Origin of the sequence: Actinotalea sp. JY-7876, assembly GCF_014042015.1 — a bacterium.
In the GTDB taxonomy this organism is placed as follows: Bacteria; Actinomycetota; Actinomycetes; order Actinomycetales; family Cellulomonadaceae; genus Actinotalea.
Genome location: NZ_CP059493.1, coordinates 1,111,916 through 1,131,667, shown reverse-complemented (window position 1 = coordinate 1,131,667; position 19,752 = coordinate 1,111,916). Strand labels below are relative to the sequence as shown.

At 74.8% G+C, this 19,752-nt stretch carries 20 protein-coding genes; 9 read left to right on the top strand and 11 right to left on the bottom strand.

The annotated features are described in order from the left end of the window. Positions 1-6: 6 nt before the first annotated feature. Both H2O74_RS05335 and clpS read right to left on the bottom strand, forming a co-directional pair. The gene (locus H2O74_RS05335) at positions 7-630 is read right to left on the bottom strand and encodes a DUF2017 family protein (protein ID WP_182113458.1); all 624 of its coding nucleotides are present in this window, start codon (positions 628-630) and stop codon (positions 7-9) included. Next, complete coding sequence (clpS, locus tag H2O74_RS05330; RefSeq protein WP_182114072.1) at positions 627-923, bottom strand: ATP-dependent Clp protease adapter ClpS; 297 nt, start codon at positions 921-923, stop codon at positions 627-629. The genes H2O74_RS05335 and clpS overlap by 4 nt, the downstream gene beginning before the upstream one ends. A 238-nt stretch (positions 924-1,161) precedes the next feature. On the opposite strand from clpS, the gene H2O74_RS05325 reads away from it, so the two are divergent. Next, complete coding sequence (locus H2O74_RS05325; protein WP_370525895.1) at positions 1,162-2,448, top strand: nicotinate phosphoribosyltransferase; 1,287 nt, start codon at positions 1,162-1,164, stop codon at positions 2,446-2,448. A 117-nt stretch (positions 2,449-2,565) separates the two neighbouring features. On the opposite strand, the gene H2O74_RS05320 is transcribed toward H2O74_RS05325, so the two are convergent. The 5 genes from H2O74_RS05320 to H2O74_RS05300 all read right to left on the bottom strand — a co-directional run bounded on the left by H2O74_RS05320 (position 2,566) and on the right by H2O74_RS05300 (position 7,090). Beyond that, the gene (locus H2O74_RS05320) at positions 2,566-2,721 is read right to left on the bottom strand and encodes a hypothetical protein (RefSeq protein WP_182113456.1); all 156 of its coding nucleotides are present in this window, start codon (positions 2,719-2,721) and stop codon (positions 2,566-2,568) included. A 263-nt stretch (positions 2,722-2,984) separates the two neighbouring features. Next, positions 2,985-4,772, bottom strand: a complete 1,788-nt coding sequence (locus H2O74_RS05315; protein WP_182113455.1) for a DEAD/DEAH box helicase — start codon at positions 4,770-4,772, stop codon at positions 2,985-2,987. Positions 4,773-4,801: 29 nt separating this feature from the next. Next, positions 4,802-5,146, bottom strand: coding sequence for a DUF3039 domain-containing protein (locus H2O74_RS05310; protein WP_182113454.1), 345 nt, complete (start codon positions 5,144-5,146; stop codon positions 4,802-4,804). 10 nt (positions 5,147-5,156) lie between these two features. After that, on the bottom strand, positions 5,157-6,125 hold the full coding sequence (locus H2O74_RS05305) for a CAP domain-containing protein (protein ID WP_182113453.1): 969 nt from the start codon (positions 6,123-6,125) through the stop codon (positions 5,157-5,159). After that, the gene (locus H2O74_RS05300; protein WP_255491799.1) at positions 6,122-7,090 is read right to left on the bottom strand and encodes an oxygenase MpaB family protein; all 969 of its coding nucleotides are present in this window, start codon (positions 7,088-7,090) and stop codon (positions 6,122-6,124) included. Before H2O74_RS05300 ends, H2O74_RS05305 begins: the two co-directional genes overlap by 4 nt. Positions 7,091-7,172: 82 nt before the next feature. Between H2O74_RS05300 and H2O74_RS16825 the strand changes: the two genes are divergently transcribed. The 8 genes from H2O74_RS16825 (at position 7,173) to H2O74_RS05260 (ending at position 13,294) form a co-directional block, all read left to right on the top strand. Then, the gene (locus H2O74_RS16825) at positions 7,173-8,399 is read left to right on the top strand and encodes a DUF4349 domain-containing protein (protein ID WP_182113452.1); all 1,227 of its coding nucleotides are present in this window, start codon (positions 7,173-7,175) and stop codon (positions 8,397-8,399) included. 238 nt (positions 8,400-8,637) lie between these two features. Then, on the top strand, positions 8,638-9,867 hold the full coding sequence (locus tag H2O74_RS05290) for a CpaF family protein (RefSeq protein ID WP_182113451.1): 1,230 nt from the start codon (positions 8,638-8,640) through the stop codon (positions 9,865-9,867). Position 9,868: 1 nt separating this feature from the next. After that, entirely contained in the window at positions 9,869-10,726 is an 858-nt protein-coding gene (locus tag H2O74_RS05285) for a type II secretion system F family protein (RefSeq protein WP_182113450.1), read from the top strand. Next, a complete protein-coding gene (locus H2O74_RS05280; protein ID WP_182113449.1) occupies positions 10,723-11,655 on the top strand; it encodes a type II secretion system F family protein in 933 nt (310 codons plus the stop codon). Before H2O74_RS05285 ends, H2O74_RS05280 begins: the two co-directional genes overlap by 4 nt. Positions 11,656-11,729: 74 nt before the next feature. Further along, the gene (locus H2O74_RS05275) at positions 11,730-11,963 is read left to right on the top strand and encodes a hypothetical protein (protein WP_182113448.1); all 234 of its coding nucleotides are present in this window, start codon (positions 11,730-11,732) and stop codon (positions 11,961-11,963) included. After that, positions 11,941-12,351, top strand: coding sequence for a TadE/TadG family type IV pilus assembly protein (locus H2O74_RS05270; RefSeq protein ID WP_182113447.1), 411 nt, complete (start codon positions 11,941-11,943; stop codon positions 12,349-12,351). The genes H2O74_RS05275 and H2O74_RS05270 overlap by 23 nt, the downstream gene beginning before the upstream one ends. Beyond that, entirely contained in the window at positions 12,348-12,848 is a 501-nt protein-coding gene (locus H2O74_RS05265) for a pilus assembly protein (protein ID WP_255491798.1), read from the top strand. The genes H2O74_RS05270 and H2O74_RS05265 overlap by 4 nt, the downstream gene beginning before the upstream one ends. Next, on the top strand, positions 12,845-13,294 hold the full coding sequence (locus tag H2O74_RS05260; protein ID WP_255491797.1) for a pilus assembly protein TadG-related protein: 450 nt from the start codon (positions 12,845-12,847) through the stop codon (positions 13,292-13,294). The genes H2O74_RS05265 and H2O74_RS05260 overlap by 4 nt, the downstream gene beginning before the upstream one ends. A gap of 116 nt (positions 13,295-13,410) precedes the next feature. Here the strand turns inward: H2O74_RS05260 and H2O74_RS05255 are convergent, their stop codons facing one another. The 4 genes from H2O74_RS05255 to H2O74_RS05240 form a co-directional block, all read right to left on the bottom strand. Further along, positions 13,411-14,385 carry a carbohydrate ABC transporter permease gene (locus H2O74_RS05255; RefSeq protein ID WP_182113446.1) on the bottom strand — a complete coding sequence of 325 codons (975 nt, stop codon included), beginning with the start codon at positions 14,383-14,385 and terminating at the stop codon, positions 13,411-13,413. Further along, complete coding sequence (locus H2O74_RS05250) at positions 14,382-15,422, bottom strand: carbohydrate ABC transporter permease (RefSeq protein WP_182113445.1); 1,041 nt, start codon at positions 15,420-15,422, stop codon at positions 14,382-14,384. The genes H2O74_RS05255 and H2O74_RS05250 overlap by 4 nt, the downstream gene beginning before the upstream one ends. Positions 15,423-15,580: 158 nt before the next feature. Then, the gene (locus H2O74_RS05245; RefSeq protein ID WP_182113444.1) at positions 15,581-16,885 is read right to left on the bottom strand and encodes an ABC transporter substrate-binding protein; all 1,305 of its coding nucleotides are present in this window, start codon (positions 16,883-16,885) and stop codon (positions 15,581-15,583) included. 208 nt (positions 16,886-17,093) lie between these two features. Further along, on the bottom strand, positions 17,094-19,646 hold the full coding sequence (locus tag H2O74_RS05240) for a glycoside hydrolase family 2 protein (protein WP_182113443.1): 2,553 nt from the start codon (positions 19,644-19,646) through the stop codon (positions 17,094-17,096). Positions 19,647-19,752 lie beyond the last annotated feature (106 nt).

Genomic DNA, 19,752 nt, shown 5'->3' with positions numbered 1-19,752 from the left:
CAGAGCCTAGTCGGGCGGTCGGACATCTCCGGGCAGGTCGTCGAGCATGAGGCCCACGAGCGACTCCTGGAGCTGGGTCAGCACCGCGTAGACGGCGGCGAGCAGGCGCCGCGGCTCCGGGTCGTGGCGCGTGGGCGCGACCGCCACCCGGTACACCTCCTCGGCGTCCTCGTCGGTGCGCACACCGAGGCGCTCGGAGATCACCAGCCGCAGGTCCGTGAGCGCGGCCGCGACGTGCGCGGCCTCGCTCGGCACCACGACCGCCTCCCCGCGGGCACCGACGAGCGCCGCGCGCAGACGGGCCAGGTTCGCCAGCTTCGTGGCCCGCACGTCGGCCTCGCTCAGGCGCCGGAACTCCGCGGCGACCTCGGCGTCGGGCGACGCGTCCGGCAGCAGCCGGCGCAACGCGGGGTCGACCGGCGCCGGCACGGGCAGCGGCTCGAGGGTCACCGCGTCCAGCGGGTGCAGCGCCGCGCGCGCGGCGTGCTGCTCGTGGGTCGCGGCGCCCCCGAGCAGCTCGACGACCTCGTCGACCACGTCCAGCAGCACGGCCCGCTCGGTGGGCGCGACGGCGACGACCCACCCGCCCTCGTCGCGGTGGAAGGTCCAGGGCGCGCGGTGGCGCGTCACCGCCCGGCCGCCTGGACGGTCGCCCACAGGCCGTAGCCGTGCATCGCCTGCGTGTCCCGCTCCATCTCCTCGCGCGTGCCCGTCGAGACCGTCGCGCGTCCCTGCTCGTGCACCTGCCGCATGAGTCGCTCGGCGCGCCCGGCCGGCATCCGGAAGTACGTGCGGAACACGTAGGTCACGTAGCTCATGAGGTTCACGGGATCGTTCCACACCACGGTCACCCACTGGTCCGGGGTGCCGACGCTCTCCTCGGCGCGGAGGTCCTCGAGCGGGAGGGTCGCCGTCCCTCCCATCGACGTGCTGTGTTGCGTCACGGTCTCACTCTACGGACGTCCGACGTCGCCTGATGGACGGCGATGGCGCGCAGGGCCCTCGGCGTCGCTCTACGGTTCTCCCATGAGTGCAGAGCCGCCCTCGGCCACCGCCGCCCCCGCCGGCCTCGCCGGGCTCGCCGGGCTCGCCGGCATCCGGGACCCGGAACGTGTGGTCAGCACCTCGTCCGCGCTGCTCACCGACCGGTACGAGCTCACGATGGTGCAGGCGGCCCTGCGCGACGGCACGGCGGACCGGCACTGCGTCTTCGAGGTGTTCACCCGGCGCCTGCCACCCGGTCGCCGCTACGGCGTGCTCGCCGGGACCGGGCGCGTCCTCGAGCACCTCCCGTCGTTCCGCTTCGGCGACGAGGAGCTCTCGTGGCTCTCGCGCCAGTCCGTCGTCGACCGCGCGACCCTCGACTACCTCGCCGACTACCGGTTCACCGGGACCATCACGGGCTACGCCGAGGGCGAGTGCTTCTTCCCCGGCTCGCCGGTCATGGCCGTGGAGGGGACGTTCGCCGAGGCGGTGCTCCTCGAGACGCTGATCCTGTCCGTCCTCAACTACGACTCGGCCGTGGCGTCCGCGGCGTCGCGCATGACCAGCGCCGCCGTCGACCGCCCCTGCCTGGAGATGGGCTCGCGGCGCGCCCAGGAGGACGCGGCGGTCGCGGCCGCGCGGGCCGCCGTCGTGGCCGGCTTCACCGCCACGTCCAACCTCGAGGCGGGACGCCGCTACGGACTCGCGACCATCGGCACGGCCGCGCACTCCTTCACGCTCCTGCACGACGACGAGCGGTCCGCGTTCGCGTCCCAGGTCGCGGCGATGGGCCCCGACACGACCCTGCTCGTCGACACCTACGACGTCGTGCAGGGGGTGCGTCACGCGGTCGAGGTCGCGGGGCCCGGCCTCGGCGCCGTCCGGCTCGACTCGGGCGACCTGACCTTCCTCGCGCACGAGGTGCGCGCGCTGCTCGACGAGCTCGGCGCCACCGAGACCAAGATCGTGGTCAGCTCCGACCTCGACGAGCAGGCGATCGCCGCGCTGGCCGTGGCACCGGTCGACTCCTACGGCGTCGGGACCTCCGTCGTCACCGGGTCCGGGGCCCCCACGTGCGGCATGGTCTACAAGCTCGTCGCGCGCGAGGGACGCGACGGCCGGCTCGAGCCGGTCGCCAAGGCGTCGGCCCGCAAGGAGAGCAGCGGCGGGCGCAAGACCGCGGCCCGGCGCCTGGGCGAGGACAACCGCGCCGTCGAGGAGGTCGTGGTGACGGGTCCCGACCTCGCCGTCACGCAGTGGATCCCGGCGGACGGCGACCTGCGCGCGCTCCACGTCCCGCTCGTCGCGGCCGGGGCCGTGGACACGAGGTGGACGGGCAGCGCGGGCGTCGAGCACGCCGTGGAGCGGCACCGCGCCTCGCGCGCCGAGCTGCCGCGCGGGGCGCGGCGGCTGTCCGCCGGCGACCCGGCCGTGCCCACGACCACGCTGCGCCTGCCGGACTGAGCGGCCGGACCGCCGGCGTCACGCGGCGCCGACGGCGGCCTGGACCACCCGGACAGCACCGCGCCCGGGTCCCTCGCGGTGCGAGGTACCCGGGCGTTGCGCTGTTGGGGGGTGCGGTTACACGCGAGCCTTGCCGCGGCCGACGAGGCCGAGGATGAGGCTGACCACGAGCACGGCGATGCCGAGCCAGATCAGGAACTGGGCCGCCTCGACGGCGACGCCGAGCACGAGCAGCACGGCGCCGATGATGAGGATGATGAGCCAGGTAGGCACGATGGGCCCCTTTCGGTCCGGTGTCACCACCCGGAAAGTCACCGGGCGGGGGGTATTGACAGGGAGCCTGACACGTGGGTCAGGGGCCCGCATCCGGAACGATCACGTCGGGCGAAACTCGCACACCTCTGGTACACGCCACCGTGGTGACCATGGCGGGAGGCGCTGACCTGCACCGATGCGCCGCTCGCGGCGCGCGGGGCCGGCCCGCGGCCCAGATCGGGTAGCGCACGTCACAGCCGCCGCCCGGGCCGGGTGCCGCCTCAACGCCGCCCGACGAACCAGTCCCGCACCAGCGCCATGCGCGCCTCGAGCTGCTCGGTGCTCGCCAGGGCGACCTCGGGTCCGCCGCAGCGGCGGCGCAGCTCGGTGTGGACGGACCCGTGCGGCTGACCGCTGCGGCGGGCCCACGCGCTGACGAGGCTGTTGAGCTCCTTGCGCAGCGCCGTGAGGCGGCGGTGGTCCACCGCCGGGCGACCTTCGCTGCGCCCGGCGACCTGGTCCGCCTGGCGCTGACGCAGCAGCGTGCTCACCTGGTCGGCGTCGAGGAGGCCGGGCAGGCCCAGGAAGTCGAGCTCCTCCTCCGAGCCGACCTCGGCGCCGGTGCCGAACTCGCCGCCGTCGAACAGGACGCGGTCGAACGTCGCCTGCGCGTCGAGGGCCTGGAACGTCCCGGCGACGCCGTCGGCGCCCACCGCGTCGGGTGAGCTGTCCTCGCGCTCCGCCAGGAGCAGCAGGTCGGCCTCGGGGTCGGCGTCGTCGCCCTTGGGCCGGTCCAGCGCGTGGTCGCGCTCGAGCTCGAGGGTCGCCGCGAGCGCGAGGAGCTGCGGGACGCTCGGGAGGAAGACCGACGCCGTCTCGCCGCGGCGCCGCACGCGCACGAAGCGACCGACGGCCTGGGCGAAGAAGAGCGGCGTCGCGGTGGACGTCGCGTAGACGCCCACCGCCAGGCGCGGGACGTCGACGCCCTCGGAGACCATGCGGACCGCGACCATCCAACGCGACGTGCCCGCGCTGAAGGTGTCGATCCGGTCCGAGGCGCCGTCGTCGTCCGACAGCACGACCGTCGCGGCCTCGCCGGTGATGCGGCGCAGGTGTGCCGCATAGGCGCGGGCGTCGGCCTGGTCGGTGGCGATCACCAGCCCGCCGGCGTCCGGCACGCTGCGCCGGACCTCGGACAGGCGCCGGTCCGCCGCCGCGAGGACGGAGGGGATCCACTCGCCCTCGGGGTCGAGCGCCGTGCGCCACGCCTGCGCGGTCATGTCCTTGGTGAGGTCCTCGCCCAGGCGCGCGCTCACCTCGTCGCCCGCGCGGGTGCGCCAGCGCATCTGGCCGCTGTAGGACAGGAAGATCACGGGCCGCACGACGCCGTCGCGCAGCGCGTCGCCGTACCCGTACGTGTAGTCGGCGAGCGAGCGCCGGATGCCGTCGGCGCCGGGCAGGTAGGTGACGAACGGGATCGGGGCGGTGTCCGACCGGAAGGGCGTGCCGGTCAGCGCGAGCCGGCGCGTCGCCCCCTCGAACGCCTCCCGGACGGCGTCGCCCCAGCTCAGCGCGTCACCGCCGTGGTGGATCTCGTCGAGGATCACGAGGGTGGGCGCCGCCTTGGTCCGGGCGGCGTGCAGGGCGGGCTTGCTCGCGACGCCCGCGTACGTCAGCGCGACGCCGTCGAAGTCCGCACCGTGGCGACCCTGGCTGTTGCGGAAGTTCGGGTCGAGCCGGATGCCGACGCGCGCGGCCGCATCGGCCCACTGGCGCTTGAGGTGCTCCGTCGGCGCCACCACGGTGACCCGCCGCACGATGCCGCGCTGGAGCAGCTCCGTCGCGACCCGCAGGGCGAAGGTCGTCTTGCCGGCGCCCGGGGTGGCGACCGCGAGGAAGTCGCGCGGCTGGCGCTGCTCGTACGCGTCGAGCGCGGCCTGCTGCCAGGCGCGGAGCTTGCCGGCGGTGCCCCACGGCGCGCGTCCCGGGAAGGCGGGCGGCAGGTGCGAGGCGGCCGCGGCCGAGGGCGCGTGGACGGGCGCGGGCACGCCGGTGGAGGGCCCCTCCACCGATGAACGCGCCGCGTGGTGCGGGGCGTTCACCGTCCGCCGGTCGGGCCGGCGCCGTCGCCGGGCTTGTCGCCGTCCTGCGGCTCGCGCAGGCCGTCGTAGATCTCCTTGCAGATGGGGCAGACCGGGAACTTCTTGGGGTCGCGCCCGGGCACCCACACCTTCCCGCACAGCGCCACGACGGGGCTGCCGGAGAGCGCCGAGGCGAGGATCTTCTCCTTGCGCACGTAGTGCGAGAAGCGCTCGTGGTCGCCCGGCTCGACCTCCTGGCGGGTCTCCTCACGCTCCAGGACGCCGGTCGCCGAGCCCGGACCGTTGCCTCCCGGCTGACCGAAGGGGTCGTCCGGACCGCTGGGGCTGGTCGGCTGGCTCATGCGGGAGAGTCTACGACCCCCCTCCGACAGACCCCGGGCCGTCCACGCCCGACCGCCCTTCCGCGTTCGGGACGGGCGGGACCGGCCGGCCTCCGGGACCGCGCCGGGGCGTGCCGCGGCGGCGGCGCGCGGCGAGCACGACGGTGAGCGCAGCCACGGCGAGCAGGAGCGCACCGATCGCCAGCGCCCAGGCCGGGAGCGGCTGGACGACGTCGACCTCCCGGCGGACGACCGCAGACATCGGGCGCGGCTCGGCGCCGGCCGACGGCGCGACGGACGGCGTCGCGGACGGCGTGGCGGACGGCACCGCCGTCGGGGACGGCGCCGGCACCTCGGCCGCGGCGTCGCCCGGCAGGGCAGGCTCCGGAGCCGCCGGAGCGACCGGGGCGGGCTCCGGGGCGGCCGCGGGGGCCGGCACCGGGGCCGGAGCCGGGGCAGGCGCGGGGGCCGCGGCGGCAGGCGCGCCCGCCGGCGGCGTCGCGTAGGCACCGAACACCTGCGTCGCCCACGCGGCCCCGTCGACCACCGTCACCGCGATCCCGACGTCGGTGAAGGCGGGGTTCAGGATGTTCTCGCGGTGGCCGGCCGAGGCCATCCACTGGCGGTGCAGCCCGGCGACGTCGGCCGGTTGGTTCGTCGCGACGTTCTCCGCGGCGGCCGTCCACCCGGCGGGGATCTGGGTCGAGTACGAAGGGTTGTGCGACAGCTGCCGCGCCTGCCCCAGCTGCGCGCTCCACGCGGCCGCGACACCGGTCATGGCCGGGTCGAGCCGCAGTGGCGCCAGCCCGTGGGCCGCCCGGTCCGCGTTGACCATGGCGAGGAGGTCCTCACCGGGGCCCGCGTGCGCCGACGTCGCCGCCAGCGCCGGGACGAGCCCTCCCAGCACCAGGGCCAGCAGCAGGCGCGCGGCGACGCGTGCCGCGACTCCCCCGGGCCGCCCGGTCGCGGTCGACGCCGTCGCCGATCCGGATCGCGTCACCGCAGCGCCCCGGCGCGGTCCGGCCCCGCGGGCGGCACGACCTCGGGGTGGTCGAGCCGTGCCGGCGGGACGCTGCTCAGTGCCCAGCGGATCGCGCGCGTCGCGACCCGGCCGCCCGGGCGGCCGAGCGCGGCGTCGACCCGCGGGCGGTAGCGCAGGCCCAGCTCGGACCGCGTCCACGCGGGCATGAGGGCGACGCCGCCCGCGGCGAGCAGCCCGTACACGGGGCGGGCCGGCGCCGGCAGCGGCGGCGTGCGGAGCAGGAAGGCGGCGGCCTCGCGCGCCTCGGTGGTCCCCCGCAGCTCGGGCCGGTACGCGCCGAGCGCCTCGTGGAGCCCGGCGAGCGTCGTCGGCAGCGGCGCCGCCCCGAGCGCGTGCCCGACGACGGCCACCTGCGCGACGTACTCGTCGCACTCCTCGTCGCTCAGGGGTCGCGCCCCGAGGCGCTGGTGGGCGAGCAGGAAGCTGTCGACCTCGGCCAGGTGCACCCACCGGACCAGGTGCGGGTCGGACGCCTCGTAGGGCTCCCCCTGCGAGGTGGTGCCGCTGACGCGGGCGTGCACGGCACGCACGATCGCGACCGCCCGCGCGGCGTCCTCGGCCGGGCCGAAGGTCGTCGTGGCCAGGAAGGTCGCCGTGCGCTGAAGCCGGCCCCAGGGGTCGCCGCGGTAGCCCGAGTGCGCCGCGACGGCCGCCATGGCGCGCGGGTGCAGCGACTGCAGCAGCAGCGCGCGGATGCCGCCGACGAACATCGACGCGTCCCCGTGGACCCGCCCGATGGGACTGTCGGGGTCGAACCACCGCGGCCCGGGCGCGGCGTGGACCCGCGCCCGCGCCTGCGCCGGGTCCGGCCCGGCGACCCGCCGCAGCACGGCACCGGCGGCGGCGGCCCGCAGGCGCTCGACGCCGCCGGTGGGGGACGGTGTGCTCGGGGCGGCGCTCGTCGTCATCGTGTCGATGGTCACACGGGACACGGTCGCATGACGAAACGATCACGATCCCTTGGCGGACGGACCAGGCGCCTCCGCGCAGGCCTAACGTGGCGCCATGCGCAGCCTGATGCAGTCGCTCGCCGTCGTCGCCGTCCTGCTCGTCGCCGGGTGCTCGGGCGGCGGTGCCGACTCCGGAGCGGGCGGCGCGCAGCCGCACGCCGCCCGCTCCGAGGAGGGGGCCGTCTCGGACGAGGGCGCCGGCGGCGAGCAGAGCTTCGTGGTCACGGGCAGCGTCTCGATGCTGGTCGAGGACCCGGCGGTCTCGGTCGCCGAGGCGGCGCAGCTGGTCGAGGACGCCGGGGGCCACGTCCAGGAGCGCGTCGAGCAGGGCGGCGCGGACGACGACTACGCGTGGGCGGAGCTCGTGGCCCGCATCCCGGCCGACGAGGTGACCGAGACGCTCGAGGAGCTCAAGGGCCTCGGCGAGGTGCGTGACACCTCGATCCAGAGCGAGGAGGTCACCGACCAGGTGCGCGACCTCGACGCCCGCATCCGGGCGCTCGAGATCTCGATCACCCGCCTCGAGGAGCTCCTCGGGCGCGCCGGGACCGTCTCCGAGATCGTCGAGGCCGAGCAGGTGCTGACGGAGCGCCAGTCCGAGCTCGAGGTCCTCCTCGGGCAGCAGGCGGCGCTCGCCGACGACATCGCGCTCTCGACGTTCCGGATCGAGATGTGGACCGAGGGCGCCGCGCCGGAGGAGCCTGCGACCGGTTTCTGGGCGGGCCTCGTGAACGGGTGGAACGCCCTGCTCGCCACGCTGACGGGGCTGCTGCAGGCCATCGGCACCCTCCTCCCGTGGCTCGCCTTCGCGGCCCTCGTCGCGGCCGTGGTGCTCTTCGTGCGCCGCGCCCTCCCGCGACGGAGGGCGGCGCGGCCCTCCGCCACCCCGCGGTTCGGGCCGGGCGGGGCGACCGGACCGACGACGTCGCTGCCGCCGCAGGGCGGGCCGACCGGCCCGGTGCCGCCGAGCGGCCCGCCTACGGGGCCGGTCGCGCCGGGAGGGGCGCCCGCACCGAGCGGCCCGCCCACGTCGGTGGCCACCATGGACCCGGTGCCGGCTCCGGAGCCGAGCGGGGCCGCGACGCAGGACACCGCCCCCGCAGCGGTCGCCCCCGCAGCGGACCGGCCCGCGAGCACCGCGCCGCTCCCGACGGTCCCCGGCGACCCGACCGACCCGCTGCCGGACCCGCCGCCCCCGGGCCGGGGCTCCGCACCCGCCCCCGCACCTCGCAAGCGAACCCCGCGCGCGCGCCCGCCGAGGGATACCCCGCCGGGAGAGTGACCTGGCGGGGACGACGCGACGTCCTGCGTCGCGTCTGACGCCGGAGGGGGCCCTCGACCTCGTCCGCGGCGCCCTCCTCGCCTGACCACCACCCGCCCCGGGTGCCAGGTCGGCGTCCGCGCCGGTCACCCGAACGAGTTGTCCACATGGGGCGATTCGCGGTGGTTCGCTGCCCTATGCTCACCGGCAGCGTCAGGAGCCGCGGCGCGTCAGCCGGGTACGCGGAGCAGGGGGTGCCGTGGAGGGGGTCGCACAGCTCGAGCTCGAGGTCCGCGAGCTCATCCGCCGGCGCGGGATCGACCCGCTGCGCGACACCGCGTCCGTCCGCGCCCTGGTCCGCGACGCGATCGCCGACTACGACGACCGTTCGCTGCGCGGTCACGTCCCGCCCCTGACGGACCCGCACGCCGCGTCCAAGGCCGTCGTCGACGCCGTCGCGGGGCTGGGCCCGCTCCAGCAGTACCTGGACGACGACGAGGTCGAGGAGATCTGGGTCAACTCCCCCGAGCAGGTGTTCGTCGCCCGGCGCGGCGAGCCGGAGCTGACGACGACCATCCTCACGCAGGAGCAGGTGCGTGACCTCGTCGAGCAGATGCTCAAGGTCTCCGGCCGCCGCCTGGACCTGTCGAGCCCGTTCGTCGACGCCGCGCTGCCCGGTGGCGAGCGCCTGCACGTCGTCATCCCGGACGTCACGCGCAGCGCGTGGGCGCTCAACATCCGCAAGTACGTGGTCCGCGCCTCCCACCTGGACGACCTCGTGGCGCTCGGCTCGCTCACCCCCGCGGCCGCGCGGTTCCTCGCGGCCAGCGTGGCCGTCGGCCTCAACGTCCTGGTCTCGGGCGCCACCCAGGCCGGCAAGACGACCATGCTGAACGCGCTGGCCGGCTCCATCCCCGCTCGCGAGCGCGTCATCACCTGCGAGGAGGTGTTCGAGCTCCAGATCGGGCACCGCGACGTCGTCGGGCTCCAGTGCCGCCAGCCCAGCCTCGAGGGCACGGGCGAGATCACGCTGCGCCGCCTGGTCAAGGAGGCGCTGCGCATGCGCCCCAGCCGCATCGTCGTCGGTGAGGTCCGCGAGGCGGAGAGCCTCGACATGCTCATCGCGCTCAACGCCGGCGTGCCGGGGATGTGCACCATCCACGCGAACAGCGCCCGCGAGGCGCTCACCAAGCTGTGCACCCTGCCGCTGCTCGCCGGCGAGAACGTCTCCGGCGCCTTCGTCGTCCCGACGGTGGCGTCCGCCGTCGACCTCGTCGTGCACCTCGACCGGGACGCCCGGGGCCGCCGGCGCGTGCGGGAGGTCGTCGCCGTGCCCGGACGGGTCGAGGCGGGCGTCGTCGAGACCACCGACATCTTCCACACCCGCCACGAGACGCTCGTGCGCGCCGACGGCTTCCCGCCGCACCCCGAGCGGTTCCAGCGCGCGGGGATCGACGTCGTCGCGCTGCTGCGGGACGGGGAGGCCTGACGTGGGCACCGCCGCGGGCCTGCTCCTCGGGGCCGGTCTGTGCCTGCTGCTGTGGGCCTGGACCTCGCCGGCGCCGCAGCGCCGCCGTCGCTCGCGGTGGGGGGCCGAGCTCGCCGATCTCCTCGTCCAGGCGGGGTCGCCCGGCGTGAGCCCGGCGGGCCTGCTGGGGGTGTGCGCCGGGGCCGGCGTGCTCGTGCTCCTGCTCGGGATCGGGCTGACGGGGTCACCGGCGGTCGCGACCTGCTTCGCGGTGATGGCGGCCGCGGCACCGACCGCGCTCGTCCACGCCCGCGCACGACGGCGACGGGCGGCCCTGCGCACGGTGTGGCCCGACGTCGTGGACCATCTCGCGTCCGGCATCCGTGCGGGCCTCTCGCTGCCGGAGGCCCTCGCCCAGCTCGGCGAGCGGGGCCCGGTCCAGCTCCGGCCCGCGTTCCTCGCGTTCGCCGCCGACCACCGCGCCACCGGGCGCTTCGGGGACAGCCTCGACGCGCTCAAGGCCCGGCTCGCGGACCCGGTGGCCGACCGCATCGTCGAGGCGCTGCGCCTGACCCGGGAGGTCGGCGGCACGGACCTCGGACGCCTCCTGCGCACGCTGTCGGCGTTCCTGCGCGAGGAGAGCCGCACGCGGGGCGAGCTCGAGGCGCGGCAGGGCTGGACCGTGAACGCCGCGCGGCTCGCGGTCGCCGCCCCCTGGCTCGTGCTCGCCCTGCTCTCGACCCGTCCGGAGGCGGCGTCGGTCTACGACACACCGGCCGGCGCGGCGGTGCTGGCGCTCGGCGGTGGCTGCACGATCGTGGCGTACCGGCTGATGGTCCGGATTGGGCGCCTGCCCGAGGACGTGCGGGTGCTCCGATGAGCCCCGGTGTGGGCGCCCTGGCCGGGGCCCTGGCGGCGGCCGGCGCGTGGCTGCTCGTCTCGAGCTGGCAGGCGCGGCGCCGTCCGCGGCTGGACGAGCGCCTGGCGCCGTACCTGCGCCTGCCCGCGGGCACGTCGGGCCTCCTCGAGGAGCCGTCGACCCGCTCGCTGTTCCCGGCCCTCGAGCGCCTGCTCTCGCCCGTGATGCACGACGCCGTCCGCCTCGTCGAGCGGCTCGGCTCGACCACGACGGACGTGCGCACCCGACTGCGGCGCGCCGGGCTGACGACGAGCGTCGAGCAGTTCCGCTCCGAGCAGGTGGTCGCCGGTGTCGTGGGCGCGGCCGCCGGGCTCGTCCTCGCGCTCGCCCTGGTCGCCGGACGCGGTCTGCACCCGCTGGCCGGCCTGCTGCTCGTGGTGTGTGCCGCGGTCACCGGCCTCGCCGCCCGGGACCAGGCGCTGAGCCGGCAGGTCCGGCGGCGCGAGGAGCGCATGCTCGCCGAGCTCCCCGCGGTCGCCGAGCTGCTCGCCCTCGCCGTCGGCGCGGGCGACGGCGCCCTCGGGGCGCTGGAGCGCGTGGCGCGCGCGACCCGCGGTGAGCTCTCCGCGGAGCTGCGGGCCGCGCTCGCCGAGACGCGCGCCGGGACCCCGCTGACCGTCGCCCTCGAGCGCATGGCGGACCGGACCGGGCTGGCGAGCCTGTCCCGGTTCGCCGAGGCGGTCGCCGTCGCCGTGGACCGCGGGACGCCGCTGGCGGACGTGCTCCGTGCCCAGGCGCAGGACGTCAGGGAGTCCGGCCGGCGCGCCCTCATGGAGGCCGGCGGCCGCAAGGAGGTCGCGATGATGGTGCCGGTCGTCTTCCTCATCCTGCCCGTGACGGTGGTCTTCGCCGTCTTCCCGGGCCTCGCGGCCCTGCGCCTCGACCTGTGAGGCATCCACCTGTGAGACAGCGCGAGCCCGTCCCCCGTCCGCACGTCCGCACGCCACGACCCACCGGAGGAACCGTGCCGCACCCGCAGAGCCCGTCGACGCCCCACCCGGACCCGCTCACGCCGGCATCGACCGCCGCACCCGGCCCCGCCGACCGCTGGCGCGAGGACCGGGGCGACGTGCCCGGCTGGGTCCTGGTGACGCTCATGACCGCCGGCCTGGTCATCGCCCTCTGGGCGGTCGCGGGACCGGCCCTCGCCGGGGTCTTCGAGGCCGCGATCGAGCGTGTCACGTCGTTCGGCGGCTGATCGGCGGGCCGCGGCGCGCGCGGACGCCGGATCGGCGATCGTCGACTTCGTCCTCGTCGGGGCGCTGACCACCTTCCTGTTCGCGGGGGTGCTGCAGCTGACCCTCGCGCTGCACGTGCGCGCCACGCTCATCGACTGCGCCGCCGAGGGAGCCCGGTACGGCGCGTTGGCCGACCGCACCCCCGAGGACGGGGCCCGGCGCACCCGGGAGCTCGTCGCCCTGTCGCTCGCGCCGGGCGTGGCCCAGGACGTCGTCGCCGAGGCGACGACCGTCGACGGCCTGCCCGTGGTCCGGGTCGAGGTCAGCGCGGCGCTGCCGGTCCTCGGACCGCTCGGGCCGGCGGGCGCGCTCGTCGTCGACGGTCACGCGCTCGAGGAGGCGCCGTGACCTGCCTGCGCGCCGCCCGCGCAGCGGCGGCGAGGTTCCGCACCCGGGTCGGCACGGCCGCGGCCCCGGCCGACGCCGGGAGCGCCGTCGTCGAGTTCCTGGGCGTGGCTCTGCTCCTGCTCGTGCCCACGGTCTACCTCGTGCTCGTCCTCGGGCGACTGCAGTCCGCGGCCTTCGCCGTCGACGGCGGCGCCCGGGAGGCCGTCCGCGCCTTCGTCACCGCTGACGACGACTCCTCCGGCACCCAGCGCGCGCTCGCCGCCGCCGGGCTCGCCCTGGCCGACCAGGGCCTCGACCCCGAGGCCGTCACCACCGGCCTGCGGCTCGCGTGCGGCTCACAGACCTGCCTCGTCCCCGGCACGCGGGTGACGGCCGAGCTGGTCGTCGAGGTGCCCCTGCCCGGCGTGCCGGCGTGGCTGGGCGACGTCGTGCCGCTCGCGGTGGCCGTCACGGCCGACGCCACGGGCGTCGTGGACGAGTTCCGGGACGTCGGATGAGCCGGACGCGCCCGGGCGACGACGACGGCCAGATCATGCTCCTGTCGATCGCCTTCGGCGCGCTCGCGCTCCTCCTCGTGACGGCCGTCGTCGCGGCGTCCGGGGTGCATCTCGAGCGCAAGCGCCTGCTCGCGCTGGCGGACCTCGCCGCCCTGGACGCCGCCGACGCCCTGGACGAGTCGGCCTACTACGCACGCTCCGCCGACGACGACGTCCTGCGCCTGTCGAGCGCGGGCGTTCGCGCGTCGGTCGAGGAGTACCTGACGGCGTCGCCCGCCGCGGTGCGGCTCGAGGGGCTGACCGTGCTGGACGCGAAGTCGCCCGACGGCCGGACCGCCGAGGTCACGCTCGGCGCCGTCGCCCGCCCTGCGCTCGTCAGCTGGGTGACGGCCGCGTGGTCCGACGGGATCGCGCTCACCGCCACCGCGACCGCGCGGGCCGACTGACCTCGCGGCCTCCCGCCGGTGGAGCGCGGACCGGCGGGCCGAGCCCTACGACCCACCCGCACGACGACGGCCGGCCCCCGAGGGGACCGGCCGTCGCGGTGGTCGTGCGGTCGCGGTCAGGCCTTGACCGCGCCCTCCATGATGCCGCGCACGATCTGCTTGCCCGCCACGAACAGCAGCAGGATCAGCGGGACCGTGGCCAGGAAGGACCCGGCGAGCACGATGCGGTACTTGACGTAGTTGCCCGACGCCAGGTTGCTCAGCGCCACGCCGATCGTCTTGTTGTCGCTCGAGCCCAGCGCGATGAGCGCCCACTGGAACTCGTTCCACGTGCCGACGGCCGTGAGGAGACCGAGGACGCCCAGGGCCGGCCGGATGATCGGCAGGACGATGTTCCAGTACACGCGGAACGTCGAGGCCCCGTCGACGCGGGCCGACTCGATGAGTTCGTCGGGGACCGAGTCCTGGATGAACTGGCGCATGTAGAACACGCCGAAGGCGCTCACGAGACCCGGGACGATGACCGAGATCAGCTCCCCCTGCCAGCCGAGCTTGGCGATGATGATGTAGAGCGCGACGATGCCCAGCTGGTTCGGGATGGTCAGCGTCAGGATGACGACGACCATGAGCGCGTCACGGCCCTTGAAGCGCAGCTTGGCGAACGCGAAGCCCGCCAGGGAGCAGAAGAACAGCAGCGACGCCGTGACGATGACCGTGACGATGATGCTGTTGACGAACGAGTCGGCGAACCGCGCGTTCTCGTACGACCGCCCCTGCTCGCTGATGTTGCCCAGCACGACCCCGACGTTGTGCAGGAAGTTGTCGCCCGGGATCAGTCCCTCGTACGCGGGGCGTGCGAGGTCGGCGTCGGTACCCGTCGCGACGACGAACATCCAGTAGACGGGGAACGCCGAGACGATGATCGCGAGGACGAGGAACACGTAGTTCCACGCGCTCGCGGCCGTGTCCTGCGGCGAGCGGCCCAGCAGCGCCGCCTTGCGACGCGTCGGCGCGGGCGTGCCGGCGACGGTCGTGGGGCCGACGGCCCCGACGGTGCGGACCCCGAGGGTCGACGGTCCGGTGGCGGTCATCGCTTGCCTCCGAGGCGGTTCGTGAGGAGGGCGTTGAGGCCGGCGATGACGATGATGATGAGGAACAGGCCCCACGACATCGCGGCGGCGTAGCCGAGGTTCAGCTGCTTCCAGCCGGTGTAGTAGATGAGCTGGGCGACGGTCTGCCACTGGCCGCGCGTGCCGCCGGTCGCGGCCTGTGCGTTCTGCTCGAAGAGCATCGGCTCGGTGAAGAGCTGGAGCCCGCCGATCGTCGACAGCACGACCGTGAACAGCACCATCGGGCGGATCATGGGGACGGTGATGCGCCACAGCTGCTTCCAGGCCCCGGCGCCGTCGAGCGCGGCCGCCTCGTACACGTCCTTCGGGATGGACTGCATCGCCGACAGGTAGAGCAGGGCGTTGTAGCCGACCCACTTCCAGTTGACCATGATGGCGATCGCGGCCCAGGAGGTCGCCTTCGAGGAACGCCAGTCGAAGCCCTGGATCACCTGTCCGCCGCCGAGCTCGCTCTCGACGCCGAGCACGCCGAAGAACCAGTTCGCCAGGCCGTGGTCCTTGGCGAAGATCGACGCGAACACCAGCGTCGAGGCCACGATCGGCGTCACGTAGGGCAGCAGGATGCCGACCCGGAAGACCGACTGGGCGCGCAGCTTGCGGTTGAGCAGGGCCGCGATGACGAGCGCGAGGAACAGCTGCGGCACGGTCGAGAGGATGAAGATCCCGAAGGTGTTGCCGAGCGCGTTCCAGAACTTCTCGTCGCCGATCAGGCGCTCGAAGTTGGCGAAGCCGGCCCAGCCGTCGTTCGCCGGGTCGATCAGGCTCCAGTTCCGGAACGCGACCACGCCGTTGTAGAGCAGCGGGAAGAGGCCGAACACGGCGAAGAGGATGAAGAAGGGCGAGATCAGCAGGTAGGGCACGACCTTGTGGTCGAACCTCCCCCAGAAGCGGTGCCAGGAACTGCCCTCCTGGGGCGGCTGCACCGGACGGCTGCTACGGCTCTCGCTCCCGGTGCGCGGTGCGACGGCCGTCGCCCCTGCGCCACTGGTGGCGGACATGGAACCTCCTGAGGGGACCGGTCGAGGCACCGGCGCTGGCGGACTGTGGACGCGAGCGGCCCCGATCGGGACCGGCCGCGGCGCTGGGCGGGGCGGGCTCGACGCCCACCCCGCCCAGCGTGCTGCGGGTCAGCAGGTTCGCTGACGCGCGGGCTGGTTCAGCCCTGCGAGGCCGCCTCCGCCTCCGCGACAGCCCGGTCCCACGCCTCGGCACCGGTCTGGATGTTGCCCGCCTGGATGTCGTTCAGGACGTTCTCCACGGCGACGCGGACGGGCCCGTTGCGCTTGCCCAGGTACTGCGGCTCGAGCGCGAGCGCGGTGGCCGAGAAGATCTGGCCGGTCGGCGCGCCGTTGAAGAACTCGTCCGTACGCTCCTGGATCTTCGGGTCGTCGTAGAGCGCCGGCTGCGACGGGAGGTTGCCGACCTGCTCGAAGACGGCGATCTGCTGCTCGGGCTCGAGGAGCCACGTCATCAGCTTGTAGGCCTCCTCGTGGTTCTCACCCTGCGCGGGCAGCGTGAGGAACGAGCCGCCCCAGTTGCCGCCGCCGCCGGGGATGGCCGCGATGTCCCACAGGCCCTCCTTGTCCGGCGCCTGGTTGCGGATGTGGCCCGTCATCCAGGCCGGGCAGCCGAGCACGGCGAACGCGTCGTTGGCGAAGCCCGCGTTCCACTCGTCCGACCACGCCGCGATGTTGGCCGACAGGCCCGCGTCGATGATCTCCTCGGTGAGCTCGAACGCCGCCTTCGGGCCGGGCTCCATCATGAGCTCCTCGTCCTCGGAGAAGAAGTTGTTCTCCTGCTGGGCGAGGATCGGGTTGAACACCTGGGTGGCGTTGTCGACGAACTTCTTGCCCGAGTTGGCGACGTACGTCTCGCCGGCGGCGATGAAGCCGTCCCAGCCCTCGTCGTCCCACAGCGCGGAGACCTCGGCGCGGTCCGACGGGAGGCCGGCCGCCGCGAACAGGTCGTGGCGGTAGCACATGGCCTGGCCGCCGACGTCCGTGCCCAGGCCGATCTGGGTCGCGCCGTCCGGGGAGAGCGACTGCTGCCACTTCCACGGCAGGTAGCGGTCCTCGAGGTCGGCGGCGCCGAAGTCGTTGAGGTTGACGAACTTGTCGGCCTGCTCGCGGAACTGGACGACGAAGCCCTCGTCGATCGCGGCGATGTCCGCGGCGCCGGAGCCCGCGATGAGCTGCTGCTGCAGCGCCTCGTGCTGGGCGTTGAACTCGCCCTCGACGAGGTTGACGGTGACGCCCTCGTTCTCCTGCTCGTACTGGTCGACGAGGTCGGCGAAGCCCATGTCGCCCCAGAAGTGGATGGAGAGCTCGACCGTGTCCGAGTCGCCCTCACCCTCTCCACCCTCGCCGGGCTCCTCGCCGCCGCCGCTGCACGCGGTGAGGAGGAGGGCGGATGCTGCGCCGAGTGCGAGGAAGCTCGCCGGCCGGGATCGAGACCACTTCATGCCATATCCCCTTTGAAGGCTGTGGGTGCGCTCCCACGTTGGAGCGTTCCCACAATGTAGCGGCGGTCATCTTCGCCCCGACACGGGACGCCGGTCACGACTTGGTTACGATCGACTTGGGGACGAACTCGCGTGCTCAGACGCGGGTGAGGCCGGTGGTCGCGCGACCACCGGCCTCACCCGTCCGGACGCAGGGCGCCCGCGCGCCTCACACCGTGCGGGCGCCTCCGACCAGCGCGTTGGCGGTCCGCAGGACCTCCGGCGACGCGAGGCGCGCCCAGTCGGCGTCGGCCGGACCGCGCACGCCCAGGACGACCTCCTGACCCGCCAGCAGGGTGACGAGCTGGTCGTCGACCCGCGCGTCGGGGTGGACCTTGTCCACCAGGAGCGCGAGGTCCCGGACGAACGAGCGCGCTCGCACCCGCACCGTGGCCCCGCCCGGCCCCGGCTGCACCGCGACCTCGACCGGCTCGGGGTCCAGCGCCAGGTCCTTGTCCTCGGCCCAGGTGTGCACCGCCTGCGCCACGACCGCAGCGGCCGGGCCCGCCGCCGGCGCCTCCTGCGGCGTGGCGCGCACGGCCAGCAGCTCGCGGCTCTCGTCACCGACGGCGAGCACGTCGTCGGGCAGCGCGACCGCCACGGCGCTGCGCGGAGCCACGACCAGGGGGCCGTCGGCGGCCGCCAGCACCTCCCCCGAGAAGGTCGTGCGCGCGCTCTTCAGCGTCGTCTCCCACGGCTGGTCCGTGTCGTTGACCGCCACGACCACGAGCCGGCCGTCCCGCGGCTGGACCGTGAGCAGGCGGTCGGCGTACGCCGCCCGCAGCGCGTACCAGAGCGGCTTGGGCCGCTCGTCGCCGTCGACGGCCGCCCAGGACGTGACCGGCCAGCAGTCGTTGAGCTGCCACACGACGCTGCCCGCCGTGCGCGGCCACCACGAGCGGTAGTGCTCGACGGCGTACCGGACCGCACGCGCCTGGTTGAGCGACGTCGCCCAGTGCCAGTCCTCGAAGTCCTCCGGGACGGGCAGGTGCGGCTCGAGGCCGCGGTTCAGCTTGCCGTTGCCGTCCTCGGCCTTCTGGTGGAGCAGGAACGCCTCGGACTCCTGGCTCAGCGCGTCGGCGGGGACGGACCGGGTGAGAGTCGCCCACGTGGCCGGGCCCTGCCAGCCGAACTCCGAGCAGAACCGCGGCACGTCGTCGCGGTAGTGGACGTAGTCGCGCCGGTTCCAGCACTCCCACTCGTGGTGCGTGCCGTGGTCGGGGTGGTTGGGGTGCGTCCCGGTGTCGGTCGAGCCCGGCGTGAACGGGCTGTTGAGCGAGTACGGCCGCGTCGGGTCCAGCTCGGCCAGCACGGCCGGGAACAGGTCCGCGTAGTAGCCGAGACCCCAGGTGCGGCCCTCGAGCTGCTCCGGCCAGCCCCAGTCCCAGTAGCCCCAGACGTTCTCGTTGGCGCCGTTCCAGATCACGAGCGACGGGTGGTGCATGAGGCGGACGACGTTCTCGCGCGCCTCGGCCTCGACCTCGCCGCGGATCGGCTCCTCCTCGGCGTACGACGAGCACGCGAAGAGGAAGTCCTGCCACACGAGCACGCCCGCCTCGTCGCACAGCTCGTAGAAGTCGTGGTCCTCGTAGATCCCGCCGCCCCAGATGCGCAGCAGGTTCATGTTGGCGTCCGTCGCCTGGGCGATGCGCCGCGCGTACCGGTCCCGGTCGATGCGCGTGAGGAAGTGGTCGTCGGGAATCCAGTTGGCGCCCTTGACGAAGACCGGCCGGCCGTTGACGACGAGCGTGAAGGGCGTGCCGTGCTCGTCCGGCGTCTGGTCGACCTCGACCGTGCGGAAGCCGATGCGCCGCTCCACGCGCGCCAGCACCTCGCCACCCGGGCGCGCCACCTCGACCACGAGGTCGTGCAGCGGCTGCTGCCCGTAGCCCCGCGGCCACCACAGGTCCACGTCGGGCACCGTGAGCTCGACGACGCCGTCCGTGCTCCCCGCGGGCACGACGACCTCCGCGCGCTGCCCGGCGACCTCGGCGCTCAGGACGAGGTCGACGTCGTCGTCGCCCAGGCCCGAGCGCTCGACGGTGGCGTACACGACCACGCGGCCCGTGGCGCCGTCGACGGTGACGAGCGGGCGGACCTGCGCGAGGCGCGCCACGCGCCACCGCTCGAGCCCGATCGGCCGCCAGATGCCGGCCGTCTGCAGGTCCGGGCCCCAGTCCCAGCCGAAGGAGCACGCCATCTTGCGGACCATGTTGAACGGGTGGTCGTACACGTGGTCGCGGCGTCCGAGCTGCCGCTCGACCTCCTCGGCGTGCTCGAGCGCGGAGCGGAAGGACACGGTGAGCGCGTTCTCGCCGTCGGCCAGCAGCGAGCGCACGTCCACGCGGTAGCTGCGGTGCATGTTGGCGGTGCGGGCGACCTCGGTGCCGTTGAGCTCCACGGTCGCGACCGTGTCGAGCCCGTGGGCGACCAGGTCGACGCGCTCGTCGTCCGCCGGCGCCGTGGCCGCGAACGCCGTCGTGTAGCGCCAGTCGGTGCGGTGCGCCCAGACGAGCGCGCTCTCGTTGCGGTCCAGGTACGGGTCGGGGATGAGCCCGGCGGCGAGGAGGTCGGTGTGCGCGCTGCCCGGGACCGTGGCGGGCACGGACCTGTCGCGCAGCTCGGCGGGCACGGGGCCGCCGACGGCCTGCAGGGACCAGCCGTCGTGCAGCGGCTCGGTGGCGGGCACGACCGTCCCGGGGACGTGGGTGGAGGCAGTCATCTCGCTCGTCTTCGGCTCGGGGGCGGCCGCGTGGCCGGGGCTTCGTCGCCCGCCGAGGATCCTAGGGTCGGGCGTCCGCATCGCGCCGCTCCCGCGCTCGACTAGC